This is a genomic window from Dapis brunnea BLCC-M229 (assembly GCF_050015995.1).
Classification (GTDB): Bacteria; Cyanobacteriota; Cyanobacteriia; order Cyanobacteriales; family Microcoleaceae; genus Trichodesmium.
This window is the reverse complement of record NZ_JBNHEP010000251.1, coordinates 14,266-27,071: the sequence shown is the minus strand read 5'-3', so window position 1 is coordinate 27,071 and position 12,806 is coordinate 14,266. Positions and strand designations below refer to the sequence as shown.

Annotated in this window: 8 protein-coding genes and 1 pseudogene; 5 read left to right on the top strand and 4 right to left on the bottom strand. The window is 35.6% G+C overall.

The genetic code is table 11. The features are described 5' to 3' along the window. Positions 1 to 497: 497 nt before the first annotated feature. The 3 genes from ACP6PM_RS29015 to ACP6PM_RS29005 all read left to right on the top strand — a co-directional run bounded on the left by ACP6PM_RS29015 (position 498) and on the right by ACP6PM_RS29005 (position 4,070). Positions 498 to 1,487, top strand: a complete 990-nt coding sequence (locus tag ACP6PM_RS29015) for a glycosyltransferase family 2 protein (protein ID WP_426590356.1) — start codon at positions 498 to 500, stop codon at positions 1,485 to 1,487. Between the two features lie 121 nt (positions 1,488 to 1,608). Further along, positions 1,609 to 3,117 carry a pyruvate kinase gene (locus ACP6PM_RS29010; protein ID WP_426590355.1) on the top strand — a complete coding sequence of 503 codons (1,509 nt, stop codon included), beginning with the start codon at positions 1,609 to 1,611 and terminating at the stop codon, positions 3,115 to 3,117. A gap of 710 nt (positions 3,118 to 3,827) precedes the next feature. Then, positions 3,828 to 4,070, top strand: a complete 243-nt coding sequence (locus ACP6PM_RS29005) for a hypothetical protein (RefSeq protein WP_426590354.1) — start codon at positions 3,828 to 3,830, stop codon at positions 4,068 to 4,070. Between the two features lie 528 nt (positions 4,071 to 4,598). On the opposite strand, the pseudogene ACP6PM_RS29000 reads toward ACP6PM_RS29005, so the two are convergent. Then, a pseudogene (locus ACP6PM_RS29000) lies at positions 4,599 to 5,165 on the bottom strand (Uma2 family endonuclease). A 329-nt stretch (positions 5,166 to 5,494) separates the two neighbouring features. Beyond that, positions 5,495 to 7,696 carry a DUF6798 domain-containing protein gene (locus ACP6PM_RS28995; RefSeq protein ID WP_426590353.1) on the bottom strand — a complete coding sequence of 734 codons (2,202 nt, stop codon included), beginning with the start codon at positions 7,694 to 7,696 and terminating at the stop codon, positions 5,495 to 5,497. A 1,403-nt stretch (positions 7,697 to 9,099) separates the two neighbouring features. On the opposite strand from ACP6PM_RS28995, the gene ACP6PM_RS28990 reads away from it, so the two are divergent. Both ACP6PM_RS28990 and ACP6PM_RS28985 read left to right on the top strand, forming a co-directional pair. After that, positions 9,100 to 10,785 (top strand): CHAT domain-containing protein, encoded by a 1,686-nt coding sequence (locus ACP6PM_RS28990; protein WP_426590352.1) that lies wholly within the window; start codon positions 9,100 to 9,102, stop codon positions 10,783 to 10,785. A 123-nt stretch (positions 10,786 to 10,908) separates the two neighbouring features. Beyond that, positions 10,909 to 11,511 carry a hypothetical protein gene (locus ACP6PM_RS28985; protein WP_426590351.1) on the top strand — a complete coding sequence of 201 codons (603 nt, stop codon included), beginning with the start codon at positions 10,909 to 10,911 and terminating at the stop codon, positions 11,509 to 11,511. A gap of 629 nt (positions 11,512 to 12,140) precedes the next feature. Here the strand turns inward: ACP6PM_RS28985 and ACP6PM_RS28980 are convergent. Together ACP6PM_RS28980 and ACP6PM_RS28975 are read right to left on the bottom strand one after the other, a co-directional pair. Continuing rightward, complete coding sequence (locus ACP6PM_RS28980; RefSeq protein ID WP_426590350.1) at positions 12,141 to 12,542, bottom strand: hypothetical protein; 402 nt, start codon at positions 12,540 to 12,542, stop codon at positions 12,141 to 12,143. A gap of 3 nt (positions 12,543 to 12,545) precedes the next feature. Next, positions 12,546 to 12,746 (bottom strand): hypothetical protein, encoded by a 201-nt coding sequence (locus ACP6PM_RS28975; protein WP_426590349.1) that lies wholly within the window; start codon positions 12,744 to 12,746, stop codon positions 12,546 to 12,548. Between the last annotated feature and the right edge of the window lie 60 nt (positions 12,747 to 12,806).

Here is a 12,806-nt window from a genome sequence, read left to right as displayed (position 1 = left end):
ACTCAAAAATTCCGACAAGATTTAAGAGTTAAATTAGGAGATTTTCAGAGATTATCTGAAATGGAAAAATCCTCAAAATTGAATAGCTCTAACTAATCAAAATATTTTTGATAAGTTGGAATATATCCAATTGAAAACTCATCCATTCAAAACTCAAAAATTCCGACAAGATTTAAGAGTTAAATTAGGAGATTTTCAGAGATTATGTCAAATGGAAAATTCGTCAAGATTGAATAGCTTTAACCAATCAATATAGTTTAAATTTTTGATATTTTAGTTGATACCAAATCCGGTTAGCAAAAGTATTAAAATTCCTCTCTAATCCTTTAGCATAAGTACCTTACATTCATCAATAGTAATTCTTTCGCAGACCGGACTTAGTATGATTAGGAAATAAATTGCTGATTAATCTTAGGCTAGTTTATGTTAAATTGAAAAATCGTCAAGATTGGATAACTTGAACCAATCAATATAGTTTTGATAATTAGAATTGAACATTGAAAAGTACATACCTCAGTTTTGTGATTCCAGTTTATAACGAAGAAGCTACAATCAAACCCTTGTTTGAGAGAATTTTGGATGTAATGAATTTAGCCGAAATTAATAGTTATGAAATAATTTTTGTTGATGATGGGAGTAGCGATCGCTCTTGGATAGAGATTAATGAATTAATCAAAAAATATCCCCAAAAAATTAAAGGAATTAGATTAAGAAGAAACTTTGGCAAATCTTCTGCCTTATCTGCTGGATTTAAAAAAGCTAGAGGAAATATTATCTTTACTTTAGATGCAGACTTACAAGATGACCCGGCGGAAATACCTAAGTTTTTGGAGAAGTTAGAGTCAGGATATGACTTAGTTTCTGGATGGCGAAAACATCGTAACGACCCTCTTTCTAAAACATTACCCTCGAAATTATTTAATGGAGTTACATCAATTTTAACTGGAGTCAAATTACATGATTTTAACTGTGGCTTAAAAGCTTATAAAAAAGAAGTATTAGACTGTATCAAAGTCTATGGAGAACTACATCGATATATTCCTGTATTAGCTCATAGTTTGGGATTTAAAATTACTGAAGTAACTGTCAGACATCATCGGCGAAAAGAGGGAAAATCTAAATATGGTTTAGAACGTTATACCCGTGGCTTTATTGATTTATTAACGGTTTTAGCAACTACTCATTATTTACATAAACCAGGTCATTTGTTTGGAAGTTTAGGATTATTATTTGGTGCTATAGGAATGACATCTTTAGGTTATTTAATTGTACTGTGGTTTATGGAGATTCGACCTATAGGTACTCGCCCTTTATTTTTATTTGGAATTTTGTGTATTATTCTATCTGTACAGCTAATATCTTTAGGAATTTTGGCAGAATTAATTACCAAAAATGTAGATGATAATTATGTGAATAAGCAGATTTGTGAAGTGTTAGAAATTAAGGAAGAAGGAACAAGTGAGAAGGAAGAAGAAAGAAGAATTTAGCAAATTTTGTTTATTACCATTTACCGTGCAACAAAAATTTAAAACAAACTTAACTTTGGGGAGAGAATCTCAGCGGCAGATTTTGATATAAGGAGAGTATAAAGAATTGATATAAATAAAGATGAGACTAGAAATATCTCAACTGGATGCTTCTACTATTCGTACAGAAAGAATAGAGCGCTCCCTACAAGGGTTAAAACAAATATGGTCAGAAGCGATCGCCCTTGAACTACAAGAAGCTGAAAACTTAGAAAAAATTTATCCTAATAATCGGAAAAGTGCCCAAAACCTGATTCATTATCTAGCAGTACGTCGCCATGATATCCGAGACTTACAATATGACCTTAGTATCTTGGGGTTAAGTTCCCTCGGTCGGATGGAAGCTCATGTTATGGCCTCACTTCATGCAGTTTTAGAGGCACTCCATAGAATAGATAATCGTTCTATCCCACCAGAATTACAAGCAGAATTATCTATAACCCACGAATTGGGAAATGCCATTCTGACAGAACATACTTTGGAGATATTGGGTCCGAAACCAGAACTTAGAAATGCTCGTATCATGGTGACAATGCCTAGTGAAGCTGCTGACGATCCTCAGATTATTCACAAATTATTAGCCAAAGATATGAATATCATGCGCGTTAACTGCGCCCATGACAACCGGGAAGTATGGACAAAAATGATTCAAAATTTGCGACAAGCGGAAACAGATTTAGGGAAGTCATGTCGCATTTCCTTCGACTTAGCAGGTCCAAAATTAAGAACTGGCAAAATTGAAGGTAAAAATTTTTCCCTTTCCCAAGGAGATACTTTGGTAGTGAAAAAAGGTGATATTCTCGGTGAACCATCTAGTAAAAATAAACCTGCAAGAGTAGGATGTGATGTGCCAGAAGTTTTCCGAGATGTGCGAATTGGGGAAAGAGTTTTCTTTGATGATGGAATTATTGCTGGAGTCATTCGTCATGTCGAAGCCGAGGAATTTCAGGTAGAAATTACTTCTGCTAGGGAGGGTAAAGCTAAACTGAAGAGTGAAAAAGGTATCAACCTGCCAGATACAGACTTGAAGTTACCAGCATTGACACAAAAGGATTTGCAAGATTTAGAATTTGTTGCCCAACATGGCGATATGGTGGCAATTTCATTTGTACAGCATCCTACTGATATTGAACAGTTAATTGAGGAGTTGGAAAAACTCAACGCTGGAGAATTAGGAATTATTCTGAAAATTGAGAATCAAAAAGCTTTTCAACAACTACCAAAATTATTGTTAACTGCTTTACGCCATCCACGGATAGCAGTTATGGTGGCGCGGGGTGACTTGGGTGTGGAAGTTGGGTTTGAACGTTTGTCGGAAGTGCAGGAGGAAATATTGTGGTTGTGCGAAGCTGCTCATGTACCTGTGATTTGGGCAACTCAGGTTTTGGAGTCTTTGGCAAAGGGTGGTATGGCTTCTCGCGCAGAGGTTACGGATGCAGCAATGGGTAGTCGAGCCGAATGTGTAATGTTGAACAAGGGGCTGTATATTGATAAGGCGATGCAATTTTTGTGTGATGTATTGCAGCGGATGCAGGAGCATCATCAGAAGAAAATGGTAATGTTACGGCAGTTGAATATTTCTCGGTTTTGAGGAAGGGAACAGATAAAAGGGAGAGATGAGATTTAGAAGGAGAAGGTTTTTTTGATTGTGGTTAATTAAGGGAAGGTGTATTAGAAGGCAGAAGAAAATCTAGTCAAAAGGCAAAAGTCAAAAGTTAAAAGTAATATTTGTTTGAATGCTGTGTGACTTTAGCAATTCCGACTTCTCCCCTCATCAAGTCAAAATGTAGTAATATCACAAGATTAAGAACAGGACTTACGCAAAGGTACTATAATATGGAGTTTAAAAACTATAACGTTATAGTTTGTCAAGCTATATGTATGGTCTCTGCGTAAGTCCTAAAGAAGTAATTCTTGTCGGTAGTTTTCGGAAAGATGAGAATGGTAGGTGTAAATTGCAGAAGCAATTCTTGTTGGTATTACGGAAAGAAAAAAATGGAACCAATGTTAAACCAAAAGCAAAGCAATTTTTCTAACTCAACCAACGACAAAACAAGCGGGTAAGTAAAACAGGGAGATGTTTGTTTGTTTGGATGACTACGAACTGGAGAAAGTGACGGGTGGCTTATCAGATTATGGGGGTGGGGTTTATCTTAAGTTAAGTTGATAATCAGAGGATAGTTTCGATAATCAATTTGTCAAAAGATTAAGAAGTAATTCTTGTCGGTAGTTTCCGGAAAGATGAGAATGGTAGGTGTAAATTGCAGAAGTAATTCTTGTTGGTATTACGGAAAGAAAAAAATGGAACCAATGTTAAACCAAAAGCAAAGCAATTTTCCTAACTCAACCAATCAAAACTCTACTCAAGCAACGACAAAACAAGCGGGTAAGCAAAACAGGGAGATGTTTGTTTGTTTGGATAACTACGAACTGGAGAAAGTGACGGGGAGCGGGGGGAGCGGGTTGAAGTATTATGCGGGTTTAGCCTTTTTGCAAAGTGTGGACCCGGATGACGATTCTACCCTTATTCTACCAACTGACTGACTAACAACAGTTTATCATATAGTTAGACTCAAAATATCTAAAATCTTTCTCCTCAAGCCAAAGCACTCTATTAGCTTGCAAAAATTGATCGACAACCTGTGCTAGTTCTTAGTTTTCCGAGAACTGGCACGAGGGATATTTTTTCTTAGAGCGCTTTTTTCCCCTAAATTTAGAGAATAATCCCCTAGAAGTGTACCATCTCAATGGCGCTTTCTGGGGGGTTTTTGTTTAGACTTGTACCTGGAAGAAAGTCCTTTGTATAGCAATCGAAGCAAAGGGCGCGGAAATTTATAAATTCTCAAACTTAGTCATAGATTATTTTTGACTTTTGCCTTGCGCGTAGCACTATATTTCTGGGCATATTTTTCCAGAGTATTACTCAACTGTAAAAAAACCGGATGCCATAAAGTTTAAACTCGCAATTATTACAGCGAGTAGTAATCTAATTAAGAATATCCAGCTTTAAAGTTTCGAGGTTTTCTAAGCATTTTTTTTAGTTACTAATTTACCGCCTCAAATAAAGATAGTTTATTCTTCTTCATCAAACACAGGAGGCCAAAGTTCAACAATAGGCAATTCCCACTCACCAAATAGTTCAGGAATAGTCAAATTATCTCCATTTCTCAACTCAATTTCTTCAGCATTGGGGCGATAAACTACAACTATTTCCTAGTCTGGGTCTATCAAAATTCCTACTTCCGCTCCTAATTCTAAATACTTCTTGATTTTCTCTTTTAAAGGTTTAATTCTGTCGCTTTGAGATTTAATTTCTACTACTAAGTCTGGCACCAATTCCCCAAAATAACGAACGCTTTTTTTCAGACGTTGGGCACGAACAAAAGAAACATCAGGAACTTTGAGATTAGTATCTGGAAGGATAAAAGCACCACTAGAATCAAATAAACGTCCAAGACGACGTGGATAAACCCAATTACCCAATAGTCTAATTAACTGAGCGCCAACTTCACTAGAAACAATATCTGACGGACCCATAACTAATATCTTTCCTTCGTCTAATTCTAGTTGATAATCTAAACCTACTTGATTCAGAGTGCATTGCAATATTTCCAAGTCTTTAACTGTGAGATTTGACATAATTAATAGGGAATAGGGAGTAGGGAGTAGGGAGTAGTAATTCAGGAAATAGGGAAATGTGGGTTAAAAAACCTAATCCCCCAACCCCCTTCCCTGCAAGGGAAGGGAGAGCATCTCTATTTAAATCAAAGGTAAAAAACCTACCCTTGTGAAGGGTATCTCTCCCCTCTCCTTGCAGGAGAGGGGTTGGGGAAGAGGTTTTAAGTAAGTAGCAAACTTACCCACAATTTTAGTCTAGACGAGTTAGTTACTTGATTCTTTCAAAAGCTGAATGCCTACCTAATTACTATATCAATAATTATAATTCTGGCTGATAAACCAAGCCTCTACTAATCAGAATTTATTTGAAAAATTACCCATTTTCCTTCTTTATCCAGAACTTTTCCTTGAATATCTCCATGCCAGTCAACCCTAGTCAAAATATATTCAGCTCCATATTTTTTCACCACATTAACTAATTCTTTTCCTGTCTGTTGCGGAAACAAAATTTCCATCGCTCCCACCGCTAACTTATCATTCAAAGGAACGCCAAAAACATCTTCCATCCTATTTTTCCACTCTCTAATTCCCCTATCTGTTTGAGGAAAATGTTTAAAGTCAACAATAACCGCTCTCTCTGAAAAAAATTGAAAATTTGACACAAATGGAGGAATTAAAATTACATCATCTTTATGGCTAATCTCCCTAAATCTTAAAGCTAGTTTCGTAACTTCATCTTGGGGAACTCGATTAAATTTTACCTGTTGTTTAAATACCTCTAAAATTTTTCCTGGTAACGCTTCAAATAATCCTAAAACAAATACTAAACTAGTGGCGATCGCTAAACTAAAAGTCATTAAATTTTTCTGAGCTATTGCCACATCAACTTCATCTAACATAAATGGAAATATCAACACCAAAAACAAACCAGGCATCACAAAAAAACGATTAACAATTGAATCTATCGGTGGATGTAATAAGTAAAATATTAACCATCCGAACAGCATCAACCAAACTATTAACTTGTAGCGCCATCTCTCCCGAAAAAATAATCCCAATGATAAGATAAAAAAGCAAATGCCCTGATAAGGTACAGGCAAAATTAGAGCAATTATCAACAGTAAACCAACCCCTAAATTTCTCTGTTGATATAACTGATTAACCAAAACACCCACAGCAATAAAAATCATCAACTGAGCAAAAGGAACAGTTCTTGCCAACTGTAACTTAGCAAATAAAGCTAAAGGATAAATTTCCACGAAAATATAACCCAAAAACAAAGCAAAAATTGACTCAGCAATAATCAGATAAAACTTCCATTTCTCTAGACATCTCACATCAGCAAAACTTAAATTTTTTTCCCTGACTTTTTTTTCTTTTATCTTTCCTATTTCGACTTCTGGAAAAGAGTATTTATGGGAAAAATTTTTCTCTGTTCTCCACTGCTGCCAGAAATACTCCGATTTAGCAATATCGATTTGATGAATGCACAAACAACCACCCAAAATAAAACAAATAAAATCTAACCTACTTTTCCAATTCCAATAAGCAGGAATAATATGATGAGGATTCCTTACCCAACCGTAAATAAAAACAAATTCTTCATTAGTTAATTTATTAGTGCTAGTCGTCCCAGTTAATACCATTGGTAGATAAACTAAACAAGCAAAACCAAATAAAATAATTAACGGTATAATCACCAAAAAAATCAATTCATACCTAAGCCGGCAATTCATCAATTTAGTAATACTTTTAACTTGTAAATTTTGACTTTTTACTTCTCCGAAGGGGTTGACTTTTCCAAAGGATTTAACTTGTTTAAATTTCTGATTTTTTCTTGCCTCAACTAACATAATATGGATTAATTGAGTAATATTTTTCACTTTTGAATTTTGACTTTTTACTTCCCCTAATTGGTTGACTTCTCCCCAGAAATTAAATTGTTTAACCTTCTGATTTTTTATTACCTCAATTAACATAATAGGAATCATCATAACTCCCGGCAAAACACCAACCAAAAATTGTAAAATTGAAGCAATACCAAAAAATAAATAACCAATTATCCATCTTTGCCGAAAACAAAAATAAAACCCCCAAACTGTCAAACTCATGGCAAATGTAGCAGGTATAGGAGTATTAGGAAAAAGTTTTAAATATCCCATCAAAGTGTAGGATGTTAAACTCAGAAAAATTAAAACTGTTGCTGAGATTTTAGATGGAGTAAAAATTTTACTTATGGCAGATAAACCCCAGATAAAACTAATAAATGAAATTAGATAAAAAATTAAATAAGTGAGGGAAATACTTCCAGTAACTTTGCTGAGAAAATAAATCAAATATTGATAGTAATATCTGGGAGTAAACTTCAACATTTCCTGAACATAGTAATCATTTGTATAGAGTTCAGGATTCAACATTGATTTAATTTGAGGAACATGAGTGTAATGATTTCCCACAGGAAAAGTATATCCTCTGGCAATAAAGGAACCAAGAATTATAAAGGTAAATAGAGATAGAAAAAGATGCCAACTATATTTTTTCAACTGCCACATTTGTTATTAGAGAAGGAAAAAGTAAGAAAGAAGCAGGAAGAAGGAAAATTGATTAAATCAATATCCTTGTTCTGAAGTATTTTTCTGTCTTGAAGCAGATTTTCTCTAAAAGAAAAACTTTACTTAACTAGCTATCAGCTATTAAAAACTCGGTTTAAATACCCTTTCAAGCTATAAATTGCCGATAGCTAAATGCTATTTAATACAACTATAAAAGCTGATTGACATCTAAAATGATACTTATACATTTTCTCAGCTATAAAACAATATAGTTCAGATATAGCTGAACTCAGAAGGCACGAATTCAGAAGTCATACCGTTTCACGGAAGTTAAAAGTCATGCATTCAGCCATTAAGATTTTACCGAAACAATTAAACAATTAAACAATTAAATAATTAGATAATTCAGGTTTAAAGCCTCCCCTTTCAAGGAGAAAAAGCGGTCGTTTGCGGAGCAGTCCGTTAGGATGGGATGGCGAGGTCTCCTCGCTAGCCTCCAATCTCTCCTTGAGAAATAAATTTTTTCCTTTTAGTCAATCCTCTACCTTTTAGGGAGAGGTAATTATCCATTATCTATTAATGAAAGGCTCCAAACTTTTTTGACGCTACAGTAATTTTAGGAAATTATTTCACATCTAAAGTTTGAAACTATTTGTGACATATTTAAAGTGAATTGGTATGGCGCTACGCGCTAGGGAATAGGGAATAGGGAATAGGGAACAGTAGACTGTCAAAGGGTTTCAGGATGGGGAAATGTCCTAACCTTAATGCGTAGTGCTATATCAGTACGGGCGAATGGCCATTTGCCCCTAAATTCGCACCACCCACTAAATTTGAGAGGAGCCAGAATCTCCGCCCTAGTAATGGCGACTGCTATAATACCAAAACTCTCATAGTATAGAACCATTAGAGTAGCTCTTGAGATTATAGAACTGCAAAAAAAATCCTTAAGTGAACCGTATTGGGCTATAAAATACCTGAAACCCCTGTAGCCTTACATTTAAAAATTTTGACCTAAACACCTTTTCCTCTCTATATTTGAGGCTATTTTATAACTCAATTTTGTGTAAATCCGACTCATACCTTTTTCCCTCCTCAGTCTTCCTTATTCCTTTCAAAAACAATATTTTTAACCCATATTTACCACTTTCCTAGAACTTTCCTAGTTTCGATGTTCCTGTAAAGCACTTTATCCCACTGTTTAGTAGCCATATCTAACAACTTGGCCATAAACCCTCAAAACTTACCCGTCATCTCTCCAACATTTCGGTCAGCTTCAAGAACCAAAATTATCTTATGATGCAATGAAACCTAAAGACTTACAATAATATAGGTAAACTAGCATAGATATCTTCCAGTACATTCCAGTACATTAAGAATAAGAATAGTATAGAAAAAATTGAATGCCTTTCCCTCCAGAAAGTCCTTGCCTAAGTATAGCGATCACCCGCCTGAAAATCCCAGAAGCCAATCACTTTGCAGTCTGGGTAATGCAGGCTCCTGTCCAACAGGGATATGTCCACCATGACCAGGTATGGCCAGAAGCTTTATCAAAATCTTGGCAGACTTGGTTAGAAATCTTCTCTCCCCACAGTTTACCTGCTATTCCAATAGGTACACCTCAAACTGCCTTAACATCAACCCCAAATATTCATGCCATCTCTAAATCTGGTGTCAAAATAAATCGTACCAGTCGCCTAATGCAAAATTTGGGTATTAACCTGTGGCAGTGGCTATTTCAAGGAGAAATTGCTGATAGTCTCCACAAAAGTCAAGGTATTGCTATTGGCCAAGAATTGCCCTTACGGGTAAGATTGGATATTCGCGAACCAGAATTAATTGCCCTACCCTGGGAAATCATGCAACCTGGAGTCGCTTTACCCGCCTTTTCTCTAAGTCGGGAAATTTTGTTTAGTCGTACGACCAGTGATGTTAACTCTTTACGTAGCCAACCACCTTCCCAATTTCTGAATATTTTGTTGGTAATTGGGGAAAGTACCCCTAAAGGACAATCCCCCACAGCTAATAATGGCCATCAATCCCTAGTTCCATCCAAATTAAAACTCGAAGAAGAAGCAGCCCAACTAATTGAGGTTTTGAAAGCTCACAATATTACAAAGCCCAATGCACCCAGAGTTAATCCTATTATTCCTTGTAGAGTCGATACACTAATTCAGCCCACTCCAGAAGAATTAATTTCCTATCTAGATAAAAAAACTTATAATATACTTTTTTATGCTGGTCACGGTACACCAGGTCCAGATGGTGGTTGGTTGTTTTTAGCACCTGAGACAACCCTCAATGGTACTGAGTTAGCACAAATTTTAGTTCGTAATGGAGTGACCCTGGCAGTATTCAATGCTTGCTGGGGAGCGCAACCTGCTACAGAGCGTCTATCTTCTGGTGAGGTAAAGGCAATACCACGCAGTAGTCTAGCAGAAGTATTAATTCATCATGGAGTACCTGCCGTTTTAGGGATGCGAGATGAAATTGCTGATCGAGAAGCTTTAAGTTTTATTCAAGTTTTTGCTCAAGGTTTGACAGAGGGAATGTTGATAGATCAGGCAGTAGCAGTAGCAAGACAACAATTATTAACTCTCTACAGATTTAACCAACCAGCTTGGACTCTACCAGTATTGTATATGCACCCGGAGTTCAATGGTCAATTAGTTGAAGTATTTGATGAATTAGTAACTCAACTACCTACTAACTCTCCAACTTGGATTAGCGGTTACACTTCTAAGACTTTTTTACGTTTTCAAGACGATCATAATCAAGTTTGGCCAATTTGGGTTGGTACAATTGCGGTTGGGCGTTCTCAGGACAATGATGTGGTGATTTTGGAGCGGTGGGTTTCCCAAAAACACGCGGAAATTTTTTGTCGTTGCTTACCGAATGAAGAGGTTGAACAAACTTACTTTTTACGAGATATTTCTCGTTTCGGGACTTTAATTTATCAGTCTGGTAGTTGGCAAAGAATACATCGTGATGAGGTTGTTATAAAATCAGGAACACTGTTAAAATTTGGCAGTTCTCAAGGTCAAGCTTTTGAGTTTGTGATTGAAACAACTGAAGACTTTAGTAGTTAATCCTAGCTAGATTACGGAACTAACTAGGTTGCTCCTGTAGCTAAAAAAGTAGGAAAGAAAGATATTGATTGCTAATTACCTACTTCTAGTAGAAAATTCTTATGCATATCCAGGAATAAAATTATGAATAATCAGCCTTCCCGTTCTCAATTTTCTGTTAACGCCTCTACTGAGGTAGAATTAGATTTCTTAAGTACGATCGTTCTGGAGGATATTGCTTATCCTTGGAATCCTGAAGCACCAGAATCAGACGCTTATTTTAATTCTCTCGAACAAGAGCTACCTTTATCTGATTTACTCAATGATGTAGAAATGACTGCCGCTTGCCAAAATTTTTATAATCAAACTGACAAACTTTGGCCGATTATTGATACTCAGAATGCTTTATATGAAAAGTTTGCAGGTTTTGCTCCCAAGAATTTACTCAACAAGTTAGGCAAGATTGCTATTAATGTTGTCGATCAGGTAAATCGTTTAGGTTCTACTTTATCTCTCTCAGATCAATTGGTACATTGTGTTAGTGAAGTTTTACCTGGTTGGGATTTGGAAGATTTGGAAGTAATGGCGCGTCCTCTTGCTTATTCAATGCGTGGAGATCAAAATGATGCTGTAGAAAATACTTTAGCAAAAGTGCAACCTGTTAATTGGTATGATTTATCTGAAGTTGAACAAGCACAGTTAAGTTTAGCGATCGCGCTCTATGCTATATCTCAAGTCAGTAGTTAATTTTTCTATTCCTAAGTTCTATATCATAATCACTTATAACAGTTTTCATTTTTTTAACATACTCGCCTTTAATTTTTATCTAAACCACCTGGTTAGGTAGAGGTTAAAGGTGTTAATTGTTTTCGTAAGCATTCAGTCGTCAGATATCAACTATTGCGCTCTAGTTTTTAGATTTTAGATAAACTCCGACAGTGGCGATAGTGCTACCCACCGCTACGCGATCGCATCATTTGATGAGGTAGATGATTAATTCAACTATTGCGCTCTAGTTTTTAGATTTTAGATAAACTCCGATAGTGGCGATAGTGCTACCCACCTCTATGGGTTTCATGTCCCGCAGCGAAACGCCTAATTTGATTAGATAGATGATTAATTCAACTATTGCGCTTTAGTTTTTAGATAAACTCCAAGAGTGGCGATCGCCTAATACCGTTTTTCCATGAAGTTAGACTTAATAAAGCATAACAACTGTCAGTAAAATTTAGGTCTAGGTAAGAATTATTAGTAGTGGTATAAGAGACATCTCCTGTAAAGTATTTTAATCACACTTTTCACGCTTGGTACAAAGAGTATTCATTTTCTGATTTTAACTCTAACCATTTTATTTACACCTTTCTAACTTTCTCTTATTAAAGAATTGAATGAATACTGTCAACAACCTGTTCGATCAAATCAACTGCACCACCAACCATAATTTCGTTAATTGCCCATCTATTACCTAAGCTTAAAGTTGGATCTATATCTGCTTCGTGAGCAATCTTATTTCGATGGTCAATAATAATTTTTAATTCTTGCTTAATATCCTTATCTGTTCTACCCATAATACTTGCAACTTCTAACCACAATTTTTTATCTGAAATGAGTCTAATTGCATCTGCTATAGTATCTGGTTGTTGAAAACTTTTATAACTATGTCGCTGTCTAATTTCATATTCTAAATAAGATGCAAAGTCAGGAGGATTTTTCAACCCATATTTTGCAGTACCTAAAGAAATTTGAAAACGAGAAAATGCAGGTGGTTCAGGACGCAAACCTCAATGTATTTCTAGCATTCTTAATCTAACAATTTCATGTATGTAATAGTCTAAAGCACTTACAGCTAGAACTAGGGCAGCTCTTAACATATCTGAAAGGTCGAGAGCAGAGGTAGATTTAGCTCTAACAGAATTATGAAGAGCTATTAAATCTCTAACACGATTAATACTGACATGAAATTTTTCAAGCGCAGACTGCATTTGAGGTTAAATCAATGATTTTATCGGCTAAATTTGAAAAAGCATCTTTAAAAGTATTTT